We start from the raw sequence: 25,312 nt of genomic DNA, 5'->3' as shown, positions 1-25,312 counted from the left end.
CCACCCCAACTGCGCCTGCTTTCATGACAACTCCCATGCCCCAGAGCTGGCATGCCATCGATGGGCAATCCTGCCTGCAGGAGCTGCAGTGTGGGGATGCTGGGCTGACCACGGCTGAGGTAAGCCGGCGGCTGGCCGCTGCTGGCCCCAACCGGCTTGAACTTGCAGCGGGTCGCAGCAACTGGCAGATCCTCTGGGACCAGTTCAGCAACGTGATGTTGATCATGTTGCTGGCGGTTGCGGCGGTTTCCGCCGGCGTGGCCTATGTGGAGCAGAAGTTTCCTAAGGATGCGATCGCCATCGTGCTGATCGTTGGTCTTAACGGGTTGCTGGGCTACCTGCAGGAGAGCCGAGCCCAGAAGGCGCTGCTGGCTCTGCGCGATTTGGCCCAACCCCAGGTGCAGGTGCGCCGCGACGGCCAGTGGCAAAGGTTGTCGAGTGAGGAGCTGGTGCCGGGCGACCTGATTCGCCTCGAGGCCGGCGATCGGGTGCCGGCTGATGGACGCCTGCTGGAGACGGCCGATCTGGGCGTACGCGAAGCCGCCCTCACTGGTGAATCGGAGGCCGTGTTTAAGCGGGCCGATCTGGTGCTGGAGCCAGGCACGCCGGTGCTGGAGCGCCAGAACTGCCTGTTCCAGGGCACCGAGGTGGTGCGGGGTCGCGGTGTGGCGGTAGTGACCTCTACCGGCATGGCGACTGAGCTGGGGCAGATAGCCACCCTGATCAACACCGCTGGCGGCGAGAGCACCCCCCTGCAGGAGCGGCTCGATGGTCTGGCCAAGGTGTTGGTTGGCACCTCCCTGGCCTTAGTAGCAGTAGTTGTGGGCCTTGGGCTGTTGCTGGGTCAAGACCCGCTCAACCTGCTCGAAGTTTCCCTGTCGATGGCGGTAGCGATCGTGCCCGAGGGCTTGCCGGCGGTGATCACCGTCACCCTGGCGATCGGCACCCAGCGCATGGTGCAGCGTGCGGCCCTGATCCGGCGCTTGCCGGCGGTGGAGGCCTTGGGGTCTGTCACCGTGATCTGCTCCGATAAAACCGGCACCCTCACCCAAAATCGTCAGGTAGTTCAGGAGCTGCGCTTCGGTAACCAATCGGTGGCGGTGGGTGGCCAAGGCTACGAACCAACAGGAGAATTCACGTCGGTGCCCCTTGCAACCCCTGAGGGTGCCTTGGCCGGTGCCCATCCTGGTTTGCAGAATCTGCTGCTGCAGGCGGGCGTGCTCTGCAGTGATGCCGAGTTGCGTCAAGGCGCAGATGGGCTCTGGGAGGTGCTTGGCGACCCCACCGAAGGCGCCTTGGCCGTGGTGGCTGGTAAGGCTGGTTACGACGATTTTGAGCTCAGGCGGCGCTACGCCCGCAAGGCTGAGATTCCTTTCAGCTCAGAGCGTCAGTTGATGGCTGTTTGGGTGGACGATCCTGACGGCAGCCTCCAGGCTCCCCTCGGGGCAGCGGCAGAAGGCTCCCATCAGTTGATGATCAGCAAAGGTGCCCCAGAAGTGATCCTGGCTAGCTGCAGCCGCTGGCTGGATGGTTCCGGGGTGATAGATCTCAGAGCCGATCAGCGCCAGTGGTGGCTCGATCAGGCTCGCGATCTGGCAGCTTCAGGCTTGCGGGTGCTGGCCTTTGCCTGCGCCCCACACCATCCCAGTCCAGAGCAAGACCTATCGGGTTTGGTGTTGCTTGGCCTGATGGCCCAACTTGATCCGGCCAGGCCTGAGGTTGCTGAGGCGGTGGCGATCTGCCGCGGAGCTGGCATTCGGCCCGTGATGATCACCGGCGATCACCCTCTCACCGCCAGGGCCATCGGCGCTGGGATTGGGCTCACCACCCTTGATGCTGAGGTGGTGCTGGGCCGGGAGCTGGAAGCTTGTAGTGAAGAGGAGCTGCGCGCGGTAGTAGCTCGCTGCAGTGTCTATGCCCGGGTGCCGCCTGAGCAGAAGCTGCGCATCGTTAAGGCCCTGCAGGCCAATGGCCAGGTGGTGGCGATGACGGGAGATGGGGTCAATGACGCCCCTGCCCTTAAGCAAGCCCATATCGGCGTGGCCATGGGCATTACTGGCACGGAGGTGAGTAAGGAGGCATCCGACATGGTGCTGCTGGATGACAACTTCGCCACGATTGTTAGTGCGGTGGAGGAGGGGAGACTGGTGTACGCGAATATTCGCCGCTTCGTTAAATACATTCTCGGTAGCAATGTCGGCGAGTTGGTCACGATTGCGGCAGCTCCCCTGGTTGGTCTCTTTGGCGTGCCCTTGACTCCGTTGCAGATCCTCTGGATGAATCTGGTCACAGATGGGGTGCCTGCCCTAGCCCTGGCCCTTGAACCGGCGGAGGCGGGCCTGATGGACCGGGACCCGGCTCGGCCAGGTGAATCGATCTTTGCTAGAGGAATTGGCCGCTACATCGTGCGAGTTGGTGTGGTGTTCGGCTTAATGGTGATTGCTTTGATGGTGTGGAGTTACCGCATCCAGGGGGTTGATGGCCCCTGGAAAACCATGGTATTCACCACCTTGTGCCTGGCCCAGATGGGTCATGCCCTCTCCGCTCGCAGTGATCGCCCCTTGTTGCAAGTGAATCCCTTCAGTAATCCCTGGCTGCTCTGGGCAGTGGTGTTTACTAGTGGCCTGCAATTGCTGCTTCTATATGTACCCTGGTTGTCTCGTTTCTTCGGCACCGTGCCCTTGGCCTTTGGAGATCTAATGGTGTGTGTAGGGGTGAGCCTGGTTTTCTTCACCTACCTCGAGGCCGAAAAAATTCTGCGGCAGTGGTTTGGCCGCCGCAGGGCTAATACCCCGGCAGTAATGAATTGATGGCTGATCTGTCCGCCTTGATGGAGAAGCTTCCCCAGCTTCTCTTGGCGGCGGTGGATGCCAATCCGCTGCTGGGTTATGGGGCAATTGCCCTGGTGATGTTGCTGGAAAACCTGGTGCCACCTATTCCCTCTGAGGTGGTGATGCCGCTAGCCGGTTTTCTGATCCAGCAGGGAAGGCTGCAGCTGTTTCCTGTAGTGCTGTCTGGCCTGTTGGGCACCGTGCTTGGCGCTTGGTTTTGGTATGGAATCGGCCGATTAATCAACGAGGAGCATCTGGAGCAGTGGCTGGCAAACCATGGCCGCTGGTTTGGCTTGAGGCCTGCGGACCTGGCCCGCAGCCGCCGTTGGTTTAATCGCCATGGAGTAGCGGTGGTGTTTTGGGGGAGGATTATCCCCGGGGTCCGCACGCTGGTGTCATTACCGGCTGGCATCGAGTTGATGCCCCAGCCTTTGTTTCTGATTTGGACTACGGCAGGCAGCCTGATTTGGATATTGCTGCTCACGGTTGCCGGTCAAACGCTGGGGGCTGGCTACGCAGGTGTTGCAGCCGCCCTTAAACCATTTACCAGCGTTCTAGTTGGGATACTTTTGGTTGCGGCAGTTGGCGGATTGTTGTGGCTGTTTTTGAGGTGGATTGGCAAGAAATTCCACTGGCGCTAGTAGTTGCTGAAATAAGTGTTGGCTCTGGTTTCGCCTAGATCCCAAATTGGCGGCAAACCAATAGGGGTACCAGCAGGGTCATCACCATGGTGAGGGGGAAGCCGTAGCGGGCCACATCTAAAAAGCGATAGCGGCCAGGGCCAAATACCATCAAGTTGGTTTGATAGCCAACCGGGCTTAAAAAGCTTTGGCTGGCCCCAAACAGCACGGTAAAGATCAGCGCCATTGGCGCAATGCCAAGGCCTATGGCCAGTTTGCCGGCGATCGGAATCAGCATGGCGACTGTGGCGGCATTGCTCATCACCTCGGTTAGCAGGGTGGTGAACAAGAACACGGCCGCGATGGCCCAGTAGATGGGCCAGTCATCTAGGCCGCTGAGCAGTCCCTTGGCCATAGCTTCGGCCAGGCCTGTTTTCTCAAGGGCCACGCTGAAGCTGCCCAGGGATCCCAGCAGCAGGATTACATCTAGTCGGATTGAGCGCTGCAGCTCACCGCTGCGCAGGCAGCCTGTGGCCACCATCGCCACGGTGCCAAGCAGTACTGAGGCCACAAGCGGAATTAGCCCCAAACTCGGCAGCAGGATTGCCAGCACGGCAATGACTAGGGCCAGGCGCTTGCGGCTCACCGTGGGCAGGTCGTCTTCTAGCTGTTCCAGCACCACTAGATCGTTGTTGGCTTGAAGACCGCGAATGGCATCCTTAGGCCCCTGCAGCAGCAGCACATCGCCCTCTCGCAGCACCGCCTTGCCAAGGCGCTCCCTAAGCACAGAGTTTCCGCGGCGCAGGGCTAGCACTGTGGCGTTGTATCGCTGGCGGAAACGCAGGTCGCGCAGGCAGCCACCAGCCAGGCTCGATCCGGAAGGCAGCAACACCTCCACCATACGCTGGCTGCCAGAAAGGGTATCTGCGGTGTCTGGGCTGTCGGGGGTCGGAGCAAGCACCACCATTTGCTCCTGCTGCAGGCGCAGTAGATCGGCCCGGGTGCAGCGCAGCAGCAGCCGGTCGCCCTGCTGCAGGGGGCGGTCGGCCAGGGGTGGGGTGAAACGTTCTGGGCCCCGATGCAGTTCGAGCACATCGACATCGAAGCGTCGTTGCAGACGGCTGCCATGCAAAGACTGGCCGATTAATTCCGAGCTGGCTGGAATCATCACCTCGGTGAGATAGCCACTGCTGGTTATATCGCGGGCTAGGTCGTCGTCATCGCTGCCGCGATCTGGCAGCAAGCGATCTGATAGCAGGGCCATCACCAGGCTGCCCACGAGCCAGACGCCGATGCCGATTTTTGTGAAGCTGAACAGGCCGAAGGCGCCATAGCCGAGCTTTTCGCTGACTTCGCTGGCCAGCAGATTCACCGAGCTGCCCAGCAGGGTGAGGGTGCCACCCAGCACCGTGGCAAACGAAAGGGGCAGCAGCACCTTGGAGGGAGATATGCGGCGGCGGTGGCACCAGCCCTCAACTACCGGCAGCAGCGAGGCCACAATTGGGGTGTTGGGCACAAAGGCCGATACCGGCCCCACCACTGCCGATAACAACACAATCATGCGTTTGGGGCTTCGCACCGCATCGGAGCCGATCAAGCCCCGCAGGCGATCGAGGGCACCGGAACGAAACAGCCCCGCTGACAAGGCGAACAGGGCCATCACCGTGATCAGGGCCGGGCTGCCGAAGCCCTCGAGGGCTTCTCCCGGCTTGAGTACCCCAGTGGCCATCAGCAGGCCTACCGCCAGCAGGCCCGTGACTTCTGGCGGGATCACTCCCCACACGAACAGCACGATTGAGAGGACCAGCACCGTCAGGGTGATCAGGGCGCCGGGCTGTAGTGAGGCCTGCAGAAGGTCGGTCACAGATATCCCTCGGGCATAGAGATCTTAAACTACGGTTCCCTGATCGGGATACGAGGTTTAGGTGGGGGCTGGTTTGGCCCCGCGTTGGCCTGCCTCAGCTGCCAGGCAGTTTGGCCAGGTCTTCACTGGCGCCCATCACCACCAGCAGCTCGCCCGCATCGAGGACGTGGGAGGCGGGGGGGTTCACGGTCAGCTGGTTGTCAGGCCCGGCGGCCAGCACGCTGACGTTGAAGTTCTTGCGCAGATTGATCTCCCGCAGCGACTGGCCGATGAACGCCTGGGGCACTCGGATCTCCTCGATGCTGTTGCGGTCGTCGAGGCGCAGCTTCTCCAGCAGGTTGGGCCGCACCAGTTCCATCCCTAGGCGGTGGCCCTGCATCTTTGAAGGAAAAACCACCCGATCGGCGCCCACCCGCTGCAGCATTTTCATGTGCAGATCACTGGTGGCCCGGGCGATCACCTGCTTCACCTTGCTGCCGGGGCTGTCTTTAACAATCAAAGTGGCCGTCACACTGGCTTCGATCGGCTCGCTCATCGCCACCACCACGGTGGTCATGTCGAGAACGCCTGCGGCCCGTAGGGCTTCTTCGTCGGTACAGTCCACCACCCGGGCCTCGATGGCGGGGTCGATTTGACGCAGCTCATCTATGGCCCGCTGGCTGGCGTCGATGGCCAATACTTCTGCTCCCGCTTTTACCAATTCGCTACACACGGCGGAGCCAAATCGCCCCACCCCGATCACAGCAAAGCCACCTTTAATGGCGCCTTCAGACGGATTCCAATGCCACCAGTTCGTCATGGAGTCAACCTGTTCAGGGGATTCAGATGTAGATCTCTTCGCGGGGGTAGCCCACGCGGGGTTGGGGCCGGCTGCCGTAGATCGCCGAGAGCAGTAGCAGGATGCCCAGTCTGCCTACAAACATCCCCACCATCAGCACCAGCTGGCCCCAGCGGTTGAGTTGGGCGGTCACGCCCATATCCAGGCCCACGGTGCCGAAGGCCGACATGCAGGTGAACAGCTTTTCCAGGAAGTTGAAGCTGGTGCGGGTGGATTCTCCGGAGGCTGTTGGTCCGAGGCCCAGCAGCAGGGCCATCAAGATCACAAAAATTGCTGAAGCTAGGGTTACCCCCACTGCCCGAAGCACCACGGTGTCAGGGATCTGGCGCCGATGGATCACCACCTCCTCGCGCCCCTGCAGGGTGGAGCGGGTAGCTCCCATCAGGGTGGCGAAGGTGGTGGTTTTGATGCCACCGCCGGTGCCGCCTGGGCTGGCGCCGATAAACATCAGCACGATCAGCAGCAGCAGCCCGGCGTCTGAAAAGGTCTGGATCGACAGCGGCACGGTGTTGAAGCCTGCCGTGCGCGCCGTGATCGACTGAAACAGGGTGACCTGGATCCGCTGCCACCACTGCAGATTTTCGATTATCCCACCGGAGGCGAATTGTTCGGTGAACAGGAGGCCCAGGGCCCCAAACACGATTAATAAGGCCGTGCTGCGCAGCACCAGCCGGGTATGCAGGCTGAGGCGGCGCAGCCGTTGCAGCCGGGAGCGGTTGCTCCACAGATCGTTGATCACCCGCCAGCCGATGCCGCCCACCACGATCATCGAGGCGATGACTCCATTCACCACCGGGTTGTCTCGGTAGCGCACCAGGTTGTCGCCCCAGAGGCCGAAGCCAGCGTTGTTGTAAGCGCTAATGCAATGAAAAAGAGAAGCCCAGAAGCGCTCAATCGGGTTGGCGATGTCGGTGAAGCCGAAGCCGTAAAGCACCACCGTGCCGATTCCCATCACACAGAAGCCCGTGATCAGGATGCTGTTGAAGGTGGGGCCGATGCCCCCCACGCCAAATTCGTCGAGGGCGCGGCCCCTATCAAGCCTGTGGCGCAGACCCGAATTTCCCTGCACGAAGCCCTGCAAAAAGGTGGTGATCGCCATCAGCCCCAGGCCGCCGGTGACGATCAGCCCCGCCAACGTCACCTGGCCGAAGGCAGTCAGATCGCGGCTCACATCGATGATCGAAAGACCAGTCACCGTGATTGCCGAGGTCACGGTGAACAGTGCTTGCCATAGCCCCACGTCGTCGCTGGAACAAAGCGGGCTGGCCAGCACCAATGTGCCGATGGCGATCACAAGGGCGCCGGTGACCAGCGTGAACTGGGGCACCGTGAGGCGTTGGCGCCACGTCTTAAGAGCGGTCCAGGGTGTGCTGGTCAGGCTGATGTTGCGTTTGTGGTGCCTAACCTAATCACAGTTCTGTGCCTGGATTTTCCCTTTGATTCAGCAGTTGATCGACGGGCTGCCAGACCTGATCAGCGCCGCGGTGGAGACCAGCCCCCTGCTCGGTTACGGAGCGGTTGCTTTGGTGATGCTGCTGGAAAATCTCATCCCGCCCATTCCCTCAGAAGTTTTGATGCCCTACGCGGGCTATCTGGTGCATGCGGGCCGGCTGCAATTACTTCCCACGGTGGCGGCCGGACTGGTGGGCACCGTGCTGGGTGCCTGGTTTTGGTACGGCATGGGCCGCTGGATCAATGAAGAGCGAATCGCTGGCTGGCTGGCTGGCCGGGGCCGCTGGCTTGGCATCCAGCCAGATGACCTGGCCAAAAGCCGCCGCTGGTTCAACCGCCATGGCTCGGCGGTGGTGTTCTGGGGACGACTGATCCCAGGGGTGCGGACCCTGGTGTCCGTGCCGGCTGGCATTGAATTGATGCCCCAGGCGAAGTTTCTTGCCTGGACCACTGCGGGCAGCCTGATCTGGACCGCTTTGCTCACCCTGGCGGGGAGGGAGATGGGCCAGGCCTACGGCCAGTTCGAGGCTCTGCTGGCCCCCTGGGCCGAAGGGATCAAGCTGGTTTTGGAGATTGCCCTCGTCTGCGGAGTGCTTGCGCTGCTGAGGCTGTGGCAGCTACGCAGCCGGGCCGCTGGCAGTGATGGCCAATAACCCGGTTGACCCGGCTAGTTGATCTTTTCTATTTGAGATTCCCTATCTAATGGTGTGGACATGGAGCTGACTATGTCTGAAACCAGGGTGTGAAACACAGCCCCTCTAGCCACCATCAACACAAACATCAATGTGGATAGCTGGCTCCACTGGAAGGCCAGTTGATCAAAGGAAAGGTCGCGTGGGTGGCTGCAACCGCTGTAGATCAGCATCTGCTTAGAGCGCCCCCCTTGGTGAGTAGGCGGCAGCTGCATTTTGGGCAGGCCATGGTTTTTACACATTCGAGAAGTTTTTACAGAGTGGAGAAGTATGGAGCTGAGAGGGAATCCAATCGGTCTCGACGCTTGATAAGCACTTCTACTGACGCCGATTGGCTTTGCCCTACTTTTGCCGCCCCAAGCCGTTTCAGCTGTTTCTATCGTCACCAACCCGAAGGCATTTCCACGGTTTTTCAATGTATGAAATGTTGAGATTTTTGTTGCCTGGTTGACACAATGACCGTCTTTCTGCTTCAAGCGGCCTGGCTGATTCCTGCCTACCCCCTGCTGGCGGCCGTGGCCTCGCTGGCCTGGTCCCCGGGGTTGATCTCCCGCACCGGCCCTCGGCCCTGCGGTTACCTGAATCTATTGATGGTGGCTGTGGCCTTCGGCCACAGCCTGGTGGCGCTTACCGCTCTGCACACCAACGCCCGTGCCGGAGCAGAGGCCCTCTATCGGCCGATCAGCTTCGGCTGGACCTGGCTTGACACCGCCGGCCTGCGGGTGGGTTTTGACGGGTTGGTGACCGAGCCGGCCCTGATCGCCATGGCGGTGATCACGGGCCTGCACCTGCTGGTGCAGATCTATGCGATCGGCTACCTGGAAATGGACTGGGGCTGGCCCCGCTTCTTCGGCTCCCTGAGCTTCTTCGAGGCTGGCCTCTGCGCCCTGGTACTCACCGATTCGGTGTTCTTCAGCTACGTGATCCTTGAGTTACTCACCCTGGGCACCTACCTGATTGTGGGCACCTGGTACAACCAGCCCCTGGTGGTGAAGGGGGCCCGCGATGCCTTCCTCACTAAGCGGATTGGCGACCTGATTCTCCTGGCCGGGGTGATCGCCCTGTTGCCGATGACCGGCACCTGGAATTTCCATGGTCTGCAGGGTTGGGCCGCCGACCTCACCAACAACGGCACGCCCTTGCCCATGGGCTTCCAGCTGATCCTGCTGGCCCTGATTGCTGGCCCCATGGGCAAGTGCGCCCAGATCCCCCTGCATCTCTGGCTCGATGAGGCGATGGAGAGCCCCCTGCCTTCCACCGTGCTGCGCAATTCGGTGGTGGTAGTGGGCGGCGCTTGGGTGCTGCTGCGGTTGGAGCCCCTGCTGGAGCTCAGTCCCTTTGTGCAGGCGGTGCTCGTGGTGGTGGGTGGCTCCACCGCCGTGGTGGCCTCGCTGATCGCCCTGGCCCAGGTGGATGTGAAGCGGGCCCTCTCCTTTCTGGTGAGTAGCTGGCTGGGGCTGCTCTTCGTGGCCGTGGGCCTGGGTGGCACCGCCGTGGCCGACCACCTGCTGCTGGTGTATCCGCTGCCGATGGCCCTGATCCTGATGGCGATCGGCACAATCGTGATCAGCAATGTGACCCAGGACCTCACCCAATTGGGGGGGCTCTGGAGCAAGCGGCCCCTGATCGGCATCGCCTTCCTCGCCGGCGCGGGAGGCCTGATGGGCTTGCCTCCGTTCGCCAGCTTCGCGGCCCTGCGGGAATTGCTTGCCCTCACGGCGGCGAGTGGCCATCCCGTGCTGCTGGGGGGCGTGGTGCTGGTCACCAACGCCCTGATCAGCGCCGGCCTGATCCGGGTGTTCGGCCAGATCTGGGGAGGTCGACCCACCCCCTTCACCACCCGTTCTCCGGAGGTGCTCTGGCTGATGGTGCTGCCCACCATGGTGCTGGTGGGCATGGTGCTGCATCTCCCCATGCTCCTGGTGGCCAATGGGGTCTATTCCCTCACCCCCCTTGCCGGTTGGGGACCTCTGGCCTGGCCCCTGATCGCCTCCACCCTGGTGGGCGGAAGCCTCTCGGCCGCCTTTTACCTGCGTCCCCACGGCCTGGCCCAGCTGCCGGCCTTCCTCGGAGGCCTGCAGGATTGGCTCGCCCACGACATGCAGACCGAGCGCTTCTACCACCGCACCGTGGTGGCCCTGGTGCTGGCCCTGGCCCGCTTCGGAGCCTGGAGTGACAGTCGCCTGGTGGATGGCTTCAGCGGCGGCACCGGTGCCGTGGCCCTGGAGGGAGCCCGGCGCCTCAGCCTCACGACCTCCGGTCGCTCCCAGGCCTACGCCCTCACTTTGGTGCTCGGGGTGTTGCTGATGGCGGCCTGGCTGATTGCCGTTGATCTGCCGCCCGTGTCCATCGCTCTGCCCTGAGGCCGCCGCCATGACTCTGCTGCTGTTGCTCCTGCTTCCTCTACTGGTGGGCCTGCTGCTGCCGCTGCTGCCGCCTGGGCGCTCCGGGCTGGTGCGCGGGCTGGCCGCCGGCGCCGCTCTGGCCCAGTTGGTGGTCGGCCTGCTGGCCTGGCGCCAGCCGCCCCCTGCCCTGAGCCTCGAATGGCTGCCCCGGCTTGGTTTGGGCCTGGATCTCGGCCTCGATGGGCTGTCGCTGCCGCTGGTGCTGCTCACGGGCCTGATCACCGCCATGGCGGTGCTGGCCTCCCCCGCAGACCAAGCCCGCCCTCGCCTCTATTACGCCCTGATGCTGGCCACCAACCTGGGGGCGGTGGGGGCGTTCCTAGCCCGCAACGCCCTGTTATTTGTGTTGGCCTTCGAGCTGGTGCTGATCCCCACCACCCTGCTGCTGGCTATCTGGGGCGGCGAGCGCCGTGCTGGAGCCGCCGTGCGCTTCCTGCTCTTTGGCGCGGTGTCGGGCCTCAGTCTGCTGGGCGGCGTGCTGGCCTTCGGCTGGTTTGGCCAGGGCGCTGCCGGCGCCGACACCGCCGTGAGCTTCAGCTTTGAGGCCCTTGCCGCCACGCCCCTGCCGGCCTCGGCCCAGCGCTGGGTATTGGCCCTGCTGGTGCTCGGTTTCGGCATCAAGCTGCCGGTGGTGCCCCTGCATGGCTGGCAGCCGATCAGCTATGCAGAAGCGCCGCCGCCGGTGGTGATGCTGCTGGGGGGTGTGGTGTCGAAGCTGGGGGCCTACGGCCTGCTGCGCTTTGGTGTGGGCCTGCTGCCCGACGCCTGGAGTGCTTTTTCGCCTTGGATCGCCGCCGCCGGTGCCGTAAGCGCGGTGTACGGCGCCCTCAATGCGGTTGCCGCCACCGACATCCGCCGACTGATGGCCTACAGCTCCCTGGGCCATATGGGCCTGCTGGTGCTGGCCCTGGCTGCAGCCACGCCGATGAGCCTGCAGGGAGCCATGGCCCAGGTGCTGGCCCATGGACTGATCGTGGCCCTGCTGTTTGACTGCGTGGGGCTGATCCAGCGCAAGACCGGCACCACCGTGATCGCCGAGCTCTCGGGCCTGATGAACCCCATCCGCGGCCTGCCCTTCACCATGGGTCTAATGCTGCTTGCCCTGATGGCCGCCGCCGGCATCCCTGGCCTGGCGGGCTTCCCGGCAGAACTGCTGGTGTTCGAGGGCAGCTGGACCGTGTTCCCCCGGGCCACCCTGATCTGCATAGTGGCCTCGGGTTTTACTGCGGTCTACGCGGTGCGGCTGTTCAATCGGGTGGGCTTCGGCCGGCTCGATAACAACCGCGCTGACTGGCAGAGCACCCGACTGGCTGAACGGCTGCCGGCCGTGGTTTTAACCACTCTGGTGGTGCTCGCCGGCATCTGGCCGGTCAGTCTCACCTCCTGGAGTGAGGCCAGCACGGCCGCTATCGCGCTGCGCCACAGCGATCCGGTGGTGCAAACCCTGGCCATGGCACCCCGTTCTCCGTCGTCGACCCTGCCCGCATGACCACCTCCACTGCTGCAGCGGGTACCAAGACGGCCCTGATCCCCCCCTCCACCCACCGCTTCGCCGAGGTGATCCATCGGCTCGAGGCCGGTGGATCGATGCTGCCGGATACGCCGGAGAACCTCCAGCAGATCATCGGCATCTACAAGGCCTACGCCGTGCCGATGGACTTTTATTGGCGCGACCTTCTCTACATCGCCGAGCAGGTATTTCTTAATCCGTTGCCGGCCTTCAAGTACTTCATCTCCCAGGAGTATCTAGATCTCCCCAACAGCTACGCCGGCGATCAATCGAAGCTGCGTATCTGGCGAGGCGGTGAAAAGGCCCATCCGGAGCTACTGGAGTTCATGGCCAAGGGTGAAACCCGGGCCATGCCCAAGCTGCTGCATCACCTTTGGCATGACCGGGTGAACATGGAGTTCGCCGAGGCCTGCATGCAGGCCATGCTCTGGCACCAAGGCATGGGTGGTCGCTTCAACGACTACCTCGCGAGCGATGCCTACAAGGCCAACGCCGACCGCGCCATCAAGGCCTACTTCCGCGGCAATCCGCTGATGCTTGGCCTCTACAAGCTGTTCCCGGACATGCTCCTGGAGCAGGTGAAGCAGCTTTCCTATACCGCCAACCTCGGCCTGTTTTGGGAGGTGATGGCACCGGTGTTCTTTGAGATGAGCGATATCTACGACGAGGGTGGCTTTAAGGGGGTGCCCGACGCCATGGACTTCCTCGTCAACGGCATCTTCGCTGTGGCGGGCCGACCCATCTACCACCACGTGTTCATTCGGGGCGAGTGCTTCGAGATCATTCCTAAGAGCGAGGGCTTCACCTGGCTCTATGAGGCGGCGTTGCCCTATGTGGAGGCGGTGTTCTACCGCACCTCACCTTTCCGTGGCACCAAGAGCTACAACGCCCAAGCCAATCAGGTGCCGGCCGATCAAGCCGACTTCCACTACGGCATTCTCTATGCCGATGTGTTTCCGGTGGGATCCGCCGGCATTCCACCCACCCTGCTGATGCAGGACATGCTGCATTTCCTGCCCCCCTATCTGCAGGAGCTTTATAAGCAGCATCGCCGCGGCGAAGAAGATCAACTGATCCAGCTGGGCATCACCTTCCAGCGCTCGATGTACAACGTGACTTCGGCAGTGATCCAGGCGTTGCGCTGTGCCTTGTTCTATCCCCTCGACGACACCAACCCGGAGCATCTTGCGGCCAACCGCCGCTTCTTTGAGGCCCAGATGGATCGCTTCCTGCGGCCCGAGGCGCGCCTTGCCGACATTCAAACCAAGGATTACCGCTAGGAGAGCTGCCATGGCCACGATTCTGGAATCCGCCCTCGCCGCCGGCGGCTTTAACACCCTGCTGGCGGCCGTTGATGCCGCCGGCCTGCGAGGCGCCCTGGAGGGCCCGGGCCCTTTCACGGTGTTTGCCCCGGTGGACGATGCCTTTGCGGCACTGCCTGCGGGCACGGTGCAAACGTTGGTAGACAACCCACCCCAGTTGGCTCGAATCCTTAAGTACCACGTCCTGGCTGGTGCCTACACCCGCGAGGACCTGGTGGCCCAGTCCGAGTGGCCGTCTTTAGAGGGGGCGCCGATCCCAATCCGCCGCAGCGAGCCCTTTGAGGTGAAAAACGCCACAGTGGTAACCGCAGACATTGCCTGCGACAACGGCATTGTGCACGCGATTGATCGCGTGATCCTGCCGGGCTGATCCACTTTCGCCACTACCCGTTTGGGTTCCTCCCTGCTCACCACCCTGCTGCTGTTGTTGGTGGGGGCCCTGCTGGCCCGGTTGACGGCCACCCGGCTCGCCCGTTGGGCGGTGCCGGCGATCGTGCTGGAGCTGGGAGTGGGCTTTGCTCTGGGCAACACGGTGCTGCCTTTTGAGCAGATCCGCTCCCTCTCCGGTCTGCTGGAGCTGGGGGTGCTCACCCTGTTTTTTCAGGTGGGTCTGGAGGTGCGCGGAGGCTTGTTGGGCTCCCGGCCGGCGGCAGTGCTGCGCACGGTGTTGCTGTCGGCGCTGACGCCGCTGCTGGCCTGGTGGCCGCTGCAGCAGGCCTTTGGCCTCTCGACTGCCACCACCCTGCTCTTTGTGGCCGTGCTCAGCGCCACCGGCACCGGGGTGACCCTGCGGGCCCTCGGCCAGCTCGGCGCCTTGAAAACCCCCTCCGGTCGCCTGCTGGTGGGGGTGTCGGTGCTCGACGATCTGCCCGCGATCGGCCTGCTCACCTGCTCTCTGCTGTTGGCGGGCACCCGCCTGGGCGGTGGCGCGGCTACGGCCGGGTCGGGTTGGCTGGTGCTGCTCGGCCCAGCCCTGGCCCTGCTGAGCGTGCCGCTGTCGAGCTGGTGGTTGCGGAGCCACGGGCCCTGGCAGCCGGGGCCGCTTGGAATGTTGCTGCTGTTGATTGGCTGCAGCTGGATCGGTGAGGTCACCGGGGTGACCAGCCTGCTGGGGGCGCTCTGGGGTGGGGTGCTGTTCAATCGCCTGGCGCCCATGGGGGAAGGGAGCACCGAGGCCCGCGAGCTATTGGGCAACCTGGCTCTGCTGTCGGAGGTGTTCCTACCCCTCTATTTCCTAGGGGTGGGCATGCGCATCCAGGCCGGCACCTTGCTGCAGCCCGCTGCCTGGGCCCTGGCCCTGAGCCTGCTGCTGCTGGCGATTAGTTGCAAGTTGATCTGTGCCCTGGGCATCAGCCGCCAGGATCAAGCCGCTGGCATCGATCGCTGGGTGGTGGTGTTTGGCTTGATTCCGCGGGGCCTGCCGGGCTTGGTGTTTGCCTCAACGGCCCTGGCCAGTGGCGTGATCACTCCGGCGCAGTTTTCGGCCCTGGTGCTGATGGTGAGCTGCACCACGGTGCTTGGACTGCTGTTGCTGGGCCGCCGTTTGGCAGCTATGGCGTCGCCTTAGCCCAAAGCAACTATGGCCTGCTCTAGAGCTTGATAGCACTGCTGCAGCTGCTCATCGCTGCTGCCTAGGGGCGGCAGCAGATACACCACGTTGCCGAGGGGGCGCAGGTAGACCCCGTGTTCCAGACACTGACGCTGGATCTGTTTGCCGATCGGGTTGAGGTAGCTGTTTTCACCGGCGTCGAGCTCGAAGGCGGCCATGGTGCCTAGGCCGCGGGGGCGCAGCACCCGGGGCTGGCGACTCAGCTGCTCCAGCAGGGGGGTGTGCCGTTGCTCAAAGCCCTCAAAGCGCTCAGGGTTTTGCTGCAGTAAATCTAGGCTGGCCAGGGCGGCGGCACAGCCCAAGGGGTTGGCCGTGAAGCTGTGGCCATGGAAAAAGGTATCGCTGGGCTTCTCGCTGATGAAGCCCTGGTAGAGCCGTTCGCTGGCCATCGTTGCGCCCATGGGCAGAAAACCACCCGTGAGCCCTTTGGAGAGGGCCATCAGGTCGGGCTGGATACCGGCTTTCTGGCAGGCGAACAGGGCTCCGGTGCGGCCGAAACCGGTGAAGACTTCATCGGCAACCAGCAGCGCACCAGCACCCTGGACCCTTTCCGCCACTGCCCGCAGGAACGCTGGACGCACGACGCGCATGCCACTGGCCCCCTGTATGAGGGGCTCAAAAATCACCGCTGCTGTGGGTGTCTCCAGGGCCAGCTCAAGCTGGCCAAGGGCCTGCTGTTCCCGCGGCTCAACGCTGTCGTCGCCCCAGTGGCTGTGGGGCCAGGCGACCCTGGCCACGTCAAAAAGCAGGGGCTCGTAGGCGGCGGTGAATAGGGAGCGATCGCCTAGGGCCATGGTGCCCACGGTGTCGCCGTGATAAGCCCCCTCAAAGGCGATTAACTGGCGGCGCTCGCTGTTCTGATTGCGCCACCACTGCCAGGCGATCTTGAGGGCTACCTCCACGGCGGTGGAGCCGTTGTCGGAGAAAAACAGGCGCTGCAGCCCAGTGAGGGCGCTGAGCCGAGTGGCCAGCTGCTCGGCGGGTTCGTGGCTGAAGTTGGCGAAGATCACCTGCTCCAGCTGCTGGGCTTGGCGCGCAACCGCCGCCGCAATGGCCGGCTCGGCGTGACCATGCAGCGTCACCCACCAGCTGCTGATGGCGTCGATCAGCCTTCTGCCATCGTCTAGCTCCAGCTCACTGCCGCGTGCCGACTGCACCCTCAGGGGCGCCGGGCTGGTGGCCACCTGGGTGGTGGGATGCCAGAGATGGGGGTGCCAGGTCATGGGCTCAGGCTTGAAGGTGATCAATGAAGCGCACCGAAAGTCGCCGGATTGTTGCATTGGCCCTTCGTTCTAAACCTCGGGCCGTATCACGGGTGATGCCCATCTGCCGGGCCGTGGCGCTCAGGCTCAAAGGTTCCCCAGCTGCGATTCCATAGCGCAAGCGCAGCAACTCGGCTTCCTGTTTGGGAAGTTCATCGAGCAGCTGATGGATATCTTCTTGCATCAAGGTGGCATCAACATGCTCCAGGGGCTTGCTGACCTCGCAGGCCAGGCTTTCAAGCAAGCTCCACTCAGATTGAGAGGTTTGGTGCCCATCGAGGCTCAGGGGTTCTTGGGCCCGGAACAACACCTCGCGGATGTCCAGTGGCTTAAGCCCTGTGGCGGCCGCCAGCTCCTCCAGATTGGGGTCCCGCCCCAGCTGCTGGCTCAGGGATTGCTGGGTCTGGCGCAGCCGACAAAGCTGATCCACCATCGTGGCCGGTAGGCGGATGGTGCGTCCCTTGGCCAATAGGGCACTGGTGATCCCGTGGCGGATCCACCAGGTGGCGTAGGTGGAAAAGCGGTAGCCCCGGCTGGGGTCAAACCGCTCCACGGCCCTGATTAGGCCGATAGTGCCCTCCTGGATCAGATCTTCTAGATCGACAGGGGTGTGCCGGTAGCGGCGAGACATTGTTATCACCAACCGAATGTTGGCTAGCACCATGCGGCTGCGCGCTTTGTTGGCCTGCCTAAGGCAGATCTGCAACTCGCGCACCGTCATGCCTGTTTCCTTGGCCCAAGCGGTGGGACTGGGAGCCGCACCGCCTGCTCGCAGCTTCATCTCCTGAGCTATGTCAGTGGCTTTACAGCCGCTTTGGACAAGCCTGGCCAGGCTGATTTCCTCCTCAGCGGTGAGTATGGCTATGCGACCAATGGCGCGCATGTGCTGGCTTAGTGCGTCGCAGTCACCCTTGGGGCGCTTCTGTGGCGCAGGCATCGGTTGGGCGTCTGCGGGGGTGTAAGAAAACGTTAGTGGGTATTTTTTAGGCCTGGGTATTTGGGAGTTGATTTATCAACTAGCATGTGCAATCTCTGTGATCAGGGATCCTAATCCATGGTTGTATTTCTGCAGTTGCTTTGCGGATCATGTCTTGCTTGCTTCATTGGCTAATAGGCGGCGGCAAGACCAGCCACAATGACGTCAAAGCCTGCCAGAAGTTTGGATTTGCTTTCGCTTCCTGCTGGCAGCGCCATGAAGTTTGGGCTACGGCAGTCATGGGCAGGCAGTCAGGTTCTACGGCACTTCCAAGGCGACAAAAGTCACAGAAGCCGATTGTCGTTCATATCCGTGGATGGTGGAGAGGATCGTTTGTCGTTGAGCAGATTCTTGTGGCGTCACTAAAGACAAAAAAAGGGCCCGGTTTTGCCGAGCCCTGGGGGGTTGGATTGGGGCGTCAGCCGATGGCTGCGACAGATCGCTGGAGAGCGTCGCGACGGCTCAGGTTTGTGCGATCAGGGGTCAGCTTCTTGTAGAGGCCGAGCTTTTCCAATCGGCGCTGAGTTGTGCCGTTGGCGCCCACTACAAACACCTCACGCCCTTTCTCTATCGCTTCCTCAACTGCGTTCTCCACAGCCAGCGCTGCAGTAACGCCCAGGTGAGATACCTCGGTGAGATCGAAGACCACGGCAGTCACGTCGCCGATGGCGTTGTGTTCACGTCCGATGGCCTTGGCCACACCAAAGATCATGGCGCCGTTGAGCTGGAAGAGCAGCACCTTGCCTTTGCCTTGGTCGAGCAGAGCCTTCTCGTCGTCGGGCAGCATCAGGTCACCGTCGCCGGTGCTGATCGACTTGACGCTCTTGCTCTGCAGGGCGCTCATCTTGTCGATGGTGAGGATGTTGGCGATGAACACGCCGATGCCCACAGCGGCGATCAGATCGACCAGCACGGTCAGGGCGATCACCAGATACATGATCAGAGCGCCGCTGATCGAGATGCGGTGGGCTCGCTTGAGGAAGCCCCAGTCGACGATGTCGACACCCACCTTGAGGGCGATACCGGCCAGCACTGCCTGGGGGATCTGGGCAGCTACGCCAGTGAAGGCGAGGATCACCACCATCAGGATTACGGCCCGGCTGATGCCTGAGAGGGCACTGCGGCCGCCGGCTTGAATGTTGACCACGGTGCCCATGGTGGCGCCGGCACCGGCGATGCCACCGAACAGGCCAGAAGCGATGTTGCCTAAACCCTGGCCGATCAATTCCTTGTTGGAATCGTGCTCTGTGCGGGTGATGCTGTCAGCCACGACGGCTGTCAGTAAGGCATCAATGCAGCCGAGCATGCCCAGCACGGCAGCATCGATCAGCATTTTGCTCGCTTGCCCCAGCTCGAAATAGGGCATGCGCAGTTGGGGGAAGCCAGAGGCGATTTCGCCGATGCGGCGAATTTCCTCGCCACCAGCGCCACCGCTGAGCAGGGTGAGAGAGAGCACCGTGCCGGCTATCAGGGCAATCAGCTGGGGTGGGGCGATTTTCTTGATCGCCGCCGGAGTGAACCAGAGGATGGCAAGTGTGATCACCGCCAGAACCACTTCCGGCTGGCGGGCGTTCTGAAGCAGCTGTGGTAGGGCGCTGAGGGTGCCCATCACGCCGCCCTTGGGGATGGCCTGGCCGAGGAAAGGACCCAGCTGCAGGATGATCAAAATGAGCCCGATGCCGCTCATGAAGCCCGAGATCACCGTGTAGGGCATCTGGGTGACATAACGCCCCAGCTTCAGGAAGCCGAAGACGATCTGGAACACGCCGGCCAGCATCACCACGGTGAAGGCCATGGCCAGGCCGTTTTCCGGATCAGCAGCGGTCAAACTCGCGATTACGGCGGTCATCACCACCGTCATCGGCCCCGTGGGCTCGGAGATCAGGGAGGGCGTACCGCCGAACAGGGCAGCAAACAGGCCCACCAGCACAGCGCCCCAGAGGCCGGCGGCTGCACCTGCACCCGAGGCCACACCGAAGGCGAGGGCCATGGGCAGGGCGATCACCGCAGCGGTGACACCTCCGAAGAGGTCCCCTTTGATGTTGTTGGTGCTGATGTGATTCAGCAGGGACGGGCGCCGGGGTGGCGCCGAAGCGGTTGTCATCGCTACAGGCGTGGGTTGGCGCAGAACCATAGGGAGTGCCGTTGGAAGTTGGGTGATTGTCATCCGACCCAGCTGCTTTCTGTTCTGCCCAGGATTGCTTCGGTCCACGGTTTGCCTCCATGACCTTGCTCCTGCTTGTCGGCCTCGGCTGGTTGAGCCTGCGCACTGTGCTGTTACTTAGCCAGGTGTCACGTCACAGCGGCGAAGCTCAGCTTGGGCGGGCCTTTCAGCAGGAACTCAGGGATCGGGGCCTGATCGATGCCCCTGCTGACCGCTAAGAACCTCCCGGGTCTGATTGGCTTTGCCACCCCAAACCCAATGTCACCGTCCCTATAAATCTGCAATCCTGCCCATTGCCGATGTTGCCGATCTCTCCGGTGTTACTGGAGTTCAGTTCCCACCAGCTTGAGGTGGCGGAAACCCTGATTCAGGTGGGCCGCTTTGTGGTGATCTTCCTAGCTGCGAGGGCCATCGCGGAAGTGATGGTGCGCTTGCAGTTGCCCACGATCCTCGGTGAGCTAGTGGCTGGGGTGCTGATCGGTGTTTCGGGACTGCATCTGATCGTGCCGCCAGAAACCCAGGCCCAGCTCAGTGCCGGAGTCGCCGGTCTGCTTGCCTCCTTGGCCCAGATCAGCCCGGACGCGGCACGAGAGGTCTACAGGGAAACATTCCCGAACCTGCAGGCCGTATCCCAGTTAGGTCTGTTCGCTCTGCTTTTTCTTACTGGTCTGGAGAGCGAGCTTGACGAGCTGGTGGCTGTGGGCGTTCAAGCCTCCACTGTGGCCGTGGCTGGGGTGGTGCTGCCCTTTGCCCTCGGTACGGCTGGTCTTTACTTCATATTTCATGTGCCGTTGATTCCAGCTGTGTTTGCCGGGGCCGCCATGACGGCCACATCCATCGGTATTACCGCCAGTGTTTTCGGCGAACTGAAATGGCTGAAGCGCCGCGAGGGCCAGATCGTCATCGGTGCCGCCGTGCTCGACGACATCATCGGCATTGTGATCTTGGCGGTTGTGGTGGCGATCGTTGGTGGTGGTGCCTTCAGTGTTGGCCCGGTGCTGAAGCTGTGTCTGGCGGCGGTGGCGTTTGTGGCGGTGGCCTTGGTGCTGAGCCGTAAGGCCGCTCCCGCCTTCGACTGGGTGGTGGATCAGCTCAAAGCTCCCGGCGACGTAGCAGTGGCAAGCTTTCTGGTGCTCACCGTTTGTTGCTTTGCCGCCCAGGCGATTGGGTTAGAGGCGGCCTTGGGTGCTTTTGCCGCTGGATTGATCCTCAGCGCCTCCAAGCACACCCACGACATCGATGCGGCGGTGAAGCCCTTGGTGGCCCTGTTTGCCACCGTATTTTTTGTGCTGATCGGCACCGGCCTGGATCTCTCGGTGCTCAACCCTTTCGATCCCGCCAACCGAGAGGGCCTGATCGTGGCCGCTTTCCTGCTGGTAGTAGCCATGGCTGGCAAGGTGGCTGCCGGCTGGAGCTACTTCAGTAAGGAACCCACCAATCGTTTGGTGGTTGGGCTGGGAATGATGCCCCGTGGCGAAGTGGGCCTGATTTTCCTGGGGCTCGGCAGCCAGGCCGGCATTCTCACGCCGGCGCTGGAAGCAGCAATTTTGTTGATGGTGATTGGCACCACCTTTCTGGCTCCGATCCTGCTGCGGCTGGTGATTCCGCCCACTGTTGAGGATGCTCAGTCGGCCAGCTAATCAAGCTCAGCCGTTGCTGGAGCGACCTGGTGCCCACTGGTGGATGAGCTGTTCGAGGCGCACCAGCTGGTAGCGGGTCTGCTCGTTGGGCTGTTGGATGTAGGCGCTGCGCAGCTGGTCCAGCTCGGCGTCAAGCGAGAGAAGCACGGGGTGGTTCTCGTTCACGGAGCAAATCCAGGACTTACTCGCAAATCCTAAGCCTTTATTAAATTTTCGGGATGGCCGGGCAGGCCTTGATCGGCTCAGGTTCCGATTGGCAGTGGGCCGTCCCTGTCGGAGCGGAAGGTGAGAGGCATAGATGGCACATGCCGCTGAATCAACTCCAGCAGCAGCTCGAAAACCTCGCGGGTGTGGGGTGCGGTGGTTCCCATGGCTTCGCGACTCAGAAGCACCAGCTCCAGCACCTTGCCATCTGCTTTTGATTGCACATCGGCAAATAGCTGCATCCGCTGGCTTTCACCGCCACCGCGGATCATGGCGCTGAGGTGGGCTGGAGTGCGGTGCTCGATCTCCGCTCTAAGCCCCTCTAGTACGGGCTGGAGGGCCTCCAGCATGGTGACGGCCTCCACAGGCACGCCGGGTTTGAGCACTACTAAAAACCGCGCCACAGCCACTCCCTTATCAATTCACGCTACCTGTTGCAGCCTGCCCAGCTGGTTGGTCCGGATCCAGAGGTAATCCCCGCACAGCCAGGGCGAGGCGCCGGGCCAGCAGCAGCAGCGGGTAGAGGCGTCTTGCTCTCCCCGGTGTGGCGAGGAGCGGGCCAAGCAGCTGCAGCAGGGTGGCGCTGGGCTCCAGCCGGCTGCAAATCCACTGAATCGCCTCGGCTCCATGCAGCACCCGGCCCTCTGCCAACACCACGGCACCCCGGCTCAGGTCCCAGCCCTGCTGCCGCAGCTGCCGTCGCAGTTCGTGATCGCTGCGGCCATCGCGGATCGCCAAGTTCGGGATGCCACTGCGGAGTTCCGCCAGCTCAGCGAAATGGCGGCAGAAGGGACAGCCGCCGTCAAACACCAGTACCGGATGCTCAAGTGCCGGGAGGCCAATCATCGGCTGCAGCCTTTGAGATCGCTGTCATCCTGAAGGCCTAGCGGTTTAGTTGTTGTGTATGCCCAGTTCGGGCCCTGAATCCATCGCCGTGATCGGGGCCGGTGTATCGGGCTGCGCTTTCGTTGCCCAGCTGCGCCGCTTGGGTTACACCGGAGCCCTCAGCCTTTGGGAGACGGGGCGAGGCCCGGGCGGACGGGCCAGCACCCGGCGCTCCCGCCAGGATCATGGGCTGCGCATCGATCACGGGGCGCCCCTGCTCAACATCACCGGCGCAACGGAGCCGCTGTTGTTGCAGCCCCTGCTGGCAGGAGGCTGGATTGAGCCGTGGCCTGGTTTGATCGCCCAGCTCCAGGGGGAAGCGACCCTGCGGCCAGGTCAGGCTGATGCCCTAGGGCTTGGCCAGCTTTACCGGGGTCGGGGTGGCATGGATCATCTCTGCAAAGGACTGTTGAGCCTGGCTGGCGAGGCTGGCGAAGCGTGGCAGCCTCACTACGGCACCCTGGTGCGCCATCTCATTTGGCAGGACGGGCTCTGGCAGCTGCTGGATCGGGAGGGGGAGTTGCTGGGGCAGGCCCATTGGCTTGTGCTGAGCAGCACCTTGTTGGCCCATCCGCGCAGCCGGCAGATCTTTGGCTGGGAGGAGGTTCCCCTCAAGCAGGCCGCAGAACGGCTGGGCGACCTCCGGCTGGAGCATGCCCTCACTGTGATCGCCGGCATCCGCACTGAGGCTCGTAGCAATCTGCTGGTGCTGCTTGAGGCAGCCGCGGCAGGACCTTGGGCCAGTCTTCCTTTCAGCTTGCTCCATTTCGATGCTGCAGCCCAGCAGCGCTGGGGGCTGCAGCGGATCACCGTCCAGCCCTTGTCCGACGGTCGCTGCGCTGTGGTGGCCCATTCCAGCCACTCCTTTGCCGCCGATCACCTTGATGTCTATGGCACCCATTCCGCCGTGGCCCGCATGCTTCAGCTGCCCCCCGATGAGGGCCGCGAAGATACGGTGATCGCTGCCCTCACTACTGCGCTTGAGCAGGTGATGGCCCCCTGGTTGCCTGGCCTAGACCTAGCTACGGCTGATCGCCAGCTGATGCGCTGGGGTGCCGCTTTTCCCCTGGCTCCTGGACTGCCCTCCGAACTCAGTTGCTGCCCAAGCAGCCGGGTGGGGTTCTGCGGTGACTTCATCGCCGGGGTGGGATTTGGGCGGATTGAGGGTGCACTGCGCAGTGGCGAACAGCTTGCCCACGAACTTTGTGCACTTGTCTAAAGCTGCGTGCTGTCGATCATTGCGATAGGTGCAGCCTTGCTACAGATCGCCCAAACGGTGTTGATTGCGATTGCAGCCACTGCTGCGGTGGGGCTATCAGTTGGAAGGTGAGACGTCTTGGATGTCTTACACGCGATCACCTCCTGAAGTGCGATGCGGCCACTCTCACCACAAACGGCACTCAGCAGTGCTGTTCACGGTCCGCCGCGTCGCTGCCGCAGCCTTCCCGTGTTTCCTGCCCAGCAACTTGAAGTAGTGAAGCGGGCTGCCCATTACTTCGCCCATCATTTTTCCGAGCAGATCGAGCTGGAGGTGGTGGCTTATTCGATCGGTGTAAGCGCTGAGTGGCTCGATCTCTGCTTTGACCACTGCCGCGGCAAGACACCGTTTCAGACGCTCCAGCACATTCGGCTTAGTCGGCTGTTTGAGGGCATTGCAGCCCAACCGCAAATGCCCCTTGAGCAGCAGGTGCATCGCTGTGGCCTGGCTTCGGTGATGGCCGCCAATCAGCTGTTTGAGGAATTGTTCGGCATTGGCCTTGCACCCTTTCGTCGGGTTTGTCGCCGCGCCGAGGCTGATCGCTTGCTGCGCCAGCGGAGCGGCTGAATCCTGGGACCTTCCGCATCTATTTTGATCGCGCTGGCCAGTGGCTGGGGGCTGATTTCCTGCCTTGGTCTGGCGGTGATGCTGGCCCTATTGGAACGCAGCTTCAGTGCAGCTCCAGCTCTTCAACCAGCTCCATCAGGAAGCTTCCTTGCCCCTACTTCCTGCACCGTGGTGGTGCCGGCCTACAACGAAGCGGACAACATCAGCGACTGCGTGCGGGCAATTCTCGCCAGCGAGGCGCCCTGTGAGCACTGGGCACTGCTGGTGGTCGATGACGACTCAAGCGACACCACTGCGGCCTTAGCCCTGGAGGCGGGCGTAGGCGATCCACGCTTTGGTCTGCTTTCGGCGGGTGCCCGTCCGCCGGCGGAGCGCTGGGTGGGTAAAAACTGGGCCTGTTTTCGCGCCAGCAGTGAGCTCGAAAGCGACTGGTTGATCTTCATCGATGCGGATGTGCGCGTCGCTCCGGGAGCGCTGCGGGCCGCCTTGACAGACGCCATTGCCCACGGGGCAGATTTGCTCACCCTGGCGCCGCGGCTCACCTGTGGCTGCCTGGCCGAGTGGCTTGTGCAGCCGATCATCGCCAGCTTGCTGGGCCTGGGTTTTCCAATTGAGCGCGCTAATGATCCCTGCGATCCCCTCGCCTTTGCAGCGGGTCCGTTTCTGCTGTTACGCAGCCAGGCCTACAGAGCTATTGGTGGCCACGCTGCCGTGGCCGGCGAGGTGGTGGAGGATCTCGCCCTGGCTCGGGCGATCAAGGGCCAGGGATTCCGCCTGCGCTATCTGCTGGGGCTCGACTGGTTGACCCTGCGCATGTACCGGGACTTGGCCTCTCTCTGGGAAGGCTGGACCAAAAACTGGCTGCTGGGCCTCGATGGTGATGTGGCGAAGGCCTTGGCGGCTGGTGCGGTGGTGGTGCAGCTCTACGCCGTTCCCTGGTTGTTGCTGCCCCCAGCCCTTCTATTGGCCTGGCGATCGCCCCTACCCCTGTCCTGGTTGCCGGCTCTGGCGGCTCTGCTGGCCATCGCGCTGCAATTGGCGATCCGGCTCTGGAGTCGTCGCCATTTCGGCACTCCCCTCAACTGGTGGTGGTTGGCGGGTCTGGGCGGGCTGTTGATCGGCGCCATGGCCCCGGTCTCGGTGATCAAGACCATCAGCGGCCGGGGCTGGACCTGGCGGGGCCGCTCCTTGCACATGTAGCAATAGCCCCATA

General features: G+C 62.7%; 23 protein-coding genes. 13 read left to right on the top strand and 10 right to left on the bottom strand.

The genetic code is table 11. The features are described 5' to 3' along the window. Positions 1 to 23: 23 nt before the first annotated feature. Together KBY73_RS07600 and KBY73_RS07595 are read left to right on the top strand one after the other, a co-directional pair. A complete protein-coding gene (locus tag KBY73_RS07600) occupies positions 24 to 2,810 on the top strand; it encodes a cation-transporting P-type ATPase (RefSeq protein WP_254936481.1) in 2,787 nt (928 codons plus the stop codon). Continuing rightward, a complete protein-coding gene (locus tag KBY73_RS07595) occupies positions 2,810 to 3,472 on the top strand; it encodes a DedA family protein (RefSeq protein WP_254936480.1) in 663 nt (220 codons plus the stop codon). Before KBY73_RS07600 ends, KBY73_RS07595 begins: the two co-directional genes overlap by 1 nt. 34 nt (positions 3,473 to 3,506) lie before the next feature. On the opposite strand, the gene KBY73_RS07590 is transcribed toward KBY73_RS07595, so the two are convergent. The 3 genes from KBY73_RS07590 to KBY73_RS07580 all read right to left on the bottom strand — a co-directional run bounded on the left by KBY73_RS07590 (position 3,507) and on the right by KBY73_RS07580 (position 7,531). Continuing rightward, entirely contained in the window at positions 3,507 to 5,315 is a 1,809-nt protein-coding gene (locus KBY73_RS07590) for an SLC13 family permease (RefSeq protein WP_254936479.1), read from the bottom strand. A gap of 94 nt (positions 5,316 to 5,409) precedes the next feature. Further along, positions 5,410 to 6,114: a TrkA family potassium uptake protein gene (locus KBY73_RS07585; RefSeq protein WP_254936478.1), complete on the bottom strand. Its 705-nt coding sequence runs from the start codon at positions 6,112 to 6,114 to the stop codon at positions 5,410 to 5,412. 22 nt (positions 6,115 to 6,136) lie between these two features. Next, positions 6,137 to 7,531 (bottom strand): potassium transporter TrkG, encoded by a 1,395-nt coding sequence (locus KBY73_RS07580; protein ID WP_261349673.1) that lies wholly within the window; start codon positions 7,529 to 7,531, stop codon positions 6,137 to 6,139. 58 nt (positions 7,532 to 7,589) lie between these two features. Between KBY73_RS07580 and KBY73_RS07575 the strand changes: the two genes are divergently transcribed. Next, a complete protein-coding gene (locus KBY73_RS07575) occupies positions 7,590 to 8,258 on the top strand; it encodes a DedA family protein (protein WP_254936476.1) in 669 nt (222 codons plus the stop codon). Positions 8,259 to 8,272: 14 nt separating this feature from the next. On the opposite strand, the gene KBY73_RS07570 is transcribed toward KBY73_RS07575, so the two are convergent. Next, positions 8,273 to 8,773: a hypothetical protein gene (locus KBY73_RS07570; RefSeq protein ID WP_254936475.1), complete on the bottom strand. Its 501-nt coding sequence runs from the start codon at positions 8,771 to 8,773 to the stop codon at positions 8,273 to 8,275. On the opposite strand from KBY73_RS07570, the gene KBY73_RS07565 reads away from it, so the two are divergent. The 5 genes from KBY73_RS07565 to KBY73_RS07545 are packed head-to-tail and all read left to right on the top strand — an operon-like array spanning position 8,753 to position 15,101. Further along, positions 8,753 to 10,660, top strand: a complete 1,908-nt coding sequence (locus tag KBY73_RS07565) for an NAD(P)H-quinone oxidoreductase subunit F (RefSeq protein ID WP_254936474.1) — start codon at positions 8,753 to 8,755, stop codon at positions 10,658 to 10,660. The two genes, KBY73_RS07570 and KBY73_RS07565, sit on opposite strands and share 21 nt — an antisense overlap. Positions 10,661 to 10,670: 10 nt before the next feature. After that, complete coding sequence (locus tag KBY73_RS07560; protein WP_254936473.1) at positions 10,671 to 12,191, top strand: NADH-quinone oxidoreductase subunit M; 1,521 nt, start codon at positions 10,671 to 10,673, stop codon at positions 12,189 to 12,191. Continuing rightward, positions 12,188 to 13,492 carry a CO2 hydration protein gene (locus KBY73_RS07555; protein WP_254936472.1) on the top strand — a complete coding sequence of 435 codons (1,305 nt, stop codon included), beginning with the start codon at positions 12,188 to 12,190 and terminating at the stop codon, positions 13,490 to 13,492. The genes KBY73_RS07560 and KBY73_RS07555 overlap by 4 nt, the downstream gene beginning before the upstream one ends. A gap of 10 nt (positions 13,493 to 13,502) precedes the next feature. Next, entirely contained in the window at positions 13,503 to 13,904 is a 402-nt protein-coding gene (locus KBY73_RS07550) for a fasciclin domain-containing protein (RefSeq protein WP_254936471.1), read from the top strand. A gap of 21 nt (positions 13,905 to 13,925) precedes the next feature. Beyond that, complete coding sequence (locus KBY73_RS07545) at positions 13,926 to 15,101, top strand: cation:proton antiporter (RefSeq protein ID WP_254936470.1); 1,176 nt, start codon at positions 13,926 to 13,928, stop codon at positions 15,099 to 15,101. On the opposite strand, the gene bioA is transcribed toward KBY73_RS07545, so the two are convergent. From bioA to KBY73_RS07530, 3 genes are all read right to left on the bottom strand, one after another. Beyond that, on the bottom strand, positions 15,098 to 16,366 hold the full coding sequence (gene bioA / locus KBY73_RS07540) for an adenosylmethionine--8-amino-7-oxononanoate transaminase (RefSeq protein ID WP_254936469.1): 1,269 nt from the start codon (positions 16,364 to 16,366) through the stop codon (positions 15,098 to 15,100). The two genes, KBY73_RS07545 and bioA, sit on opposite strands and share 4 nt — an antisense overlap. A 4-nt stretch (positions 16,367 to 16,370) precedes the next feature. Further along, positions 16,371 to 17,342 (bottom strand): sigma-70 family RNA polymerase sigma factor, encoded by a 972-nt coding sequence (locus tag KBY73_RS07535; protein WP_254936468.1) that lies wholly within the window; start codon positions 17,340 to 17,342, stop codon positions 16,371 to 16,373. Between the two features lie 457 nt (positions 17,343 to 17,799). Then, positions 17,800 to 19,485, bottom strand: a complete 1,686-nt coding sequence (locus tag KBY73_RS07530) for a SulP family inorganic anion transporter (RefSeq protein ID WP_254936467.1) — start codon at positions 19,483 to 19,485, stop codon at positions 17,800 to 17,802. Between the two features lie 119 nt (positions 19,486 to 19,604). Between KBY73_RS07530 and KBY73_RS07525 the strand changes: the two genes are divergently transcribed. Then, positions 19,605 to 19,763 carry a hypothetical protein gene (locus tag KBY73_RS07525; protein ID WP_254936466.1) on the top strand — a complete coding sequence of 53 codons (159 nt, stop codon included), beginning with the start codon at positions 19,605 to 19,607 and terminating at the stop codon, positions 19,761 to 19,763. Positions 19,764 to 19,844: 81 nt separating this feature from the next. Next, the gene (locus KBY73_RS07520; RefSeq protein WP_254936465.1) at positions 19,845 to 21,185 is read left to right on the top strand and encodes a cation:proton antiporter; all 1,341 of its coding nucleotides are present in this window, start codon (positions 19,845 to 19,847) and stop codon (positions 21,183 to 21,185) included. Positions 21,186 to 21,191: 6 nt separating this feature from the next. Here the strand turns inward: KBY73_RS07520 and KBY73_RS07515 are convergent, their stop codons facing one another. The 3 genes from KBY73_RS07515 to KBY73_RS07505 all read right to left on the bottom strand — a co-directional run bounded on the left by KBY73_RS07515 (position 21,192) and on the right by KBY73_RS07505 (position 22,235). After that, complete coding sequence (locus KBY73_RS07515; protein ID WP_254936464.1) at positions 21,192 to 21,332, bottom strand: hypothetical protein; 141 nt, start codon at positions 21,330 to 21,332, stop codon at positions 21,192 to 21,194. Positions 21,333 to 21,427: 95 nt separating this feature from the next. Next, positions 21,428 to 21,793, bottom strand: a complete 366-nt coding sequence (locus tag KBY73_RS07510; protein ID WP_254936463.1) for a hypothetical protein — start codon at positions 21,791 to 21,793, stop codon at positions 21,428 to 21,430. Between the two features lie 13 nt (positions 21,794 to 21,806). Next, entirely contained in the window at positions 21,807 to 22,235 is a 429-nt protein-coding gene (locus tag KBY73_RS07505; protein ID WP_254936462.1) for a DCC1-like thiol-disulfide oxidoreductase family protein, read from the bottom strand. Positions 22,236 to 22,293: 58 nt separating this feature from the next. Between KBY73_RS07505 and KBY73_RS07500 the strand changes: the two genes are divergently transcribed. From KBY73_RS07500 to KBY73_RS07490, 3 genes are all read left to right on the top strand, one after another. Beyond that, positions 22,294 to 23,493 (top strand): NAD(P)-binding protein, encoded by a 1,200-nt coding sequence (locus KBY73_RS07500; protein WP_254936461.1) that lies wholly within the window; start codon positions 22,294 to 22,296, stop codon positions 23,491 to 23,493. 228 nt (positions 23,494 to 23,721) lie between these two features. Further along, on the top strand, positions 23,722 to 24,099 hold the full coding sequence (locus KBY73_RS07495) for a hypothetical protein (protein ID WP_254936460.1): 378 nt from the start codon (positions 23,722 to 23,724) through the stop codon (positions 24,097 to 24,099). Positions 24,100 to 24,123: 24 nt separating this feature from the next. Further along, on the top strand, positions 24,124 to 25,299 hold the full coding sequence (locus KBY73_RS07490; RefSeq protein WP_254936459.1) for a glycosyltransferase family 2 protein: 1,176 nt from the start codon (positions 24,124 to 24,126) through the stop codon (positions 25,297 to 25,299). Positions 25,300 to 25,312 lie beyond the last annotated feature (13 nt).

It is taken from the genome of Cyanobium sp. Tous-M-B4 (assembly GCF_024345395.1).
Lineage (GTDB): Bacteria > Cyanobacteriota > Cyanobacteriia > PCC-6307 > Cyanobiaceae > Cyanobium_A.
The sequence above is the reverse complement of the archived record's forward strand: the minus strand, read 5'-3'. Positions and strand labels throughout refer to the sequence as shown.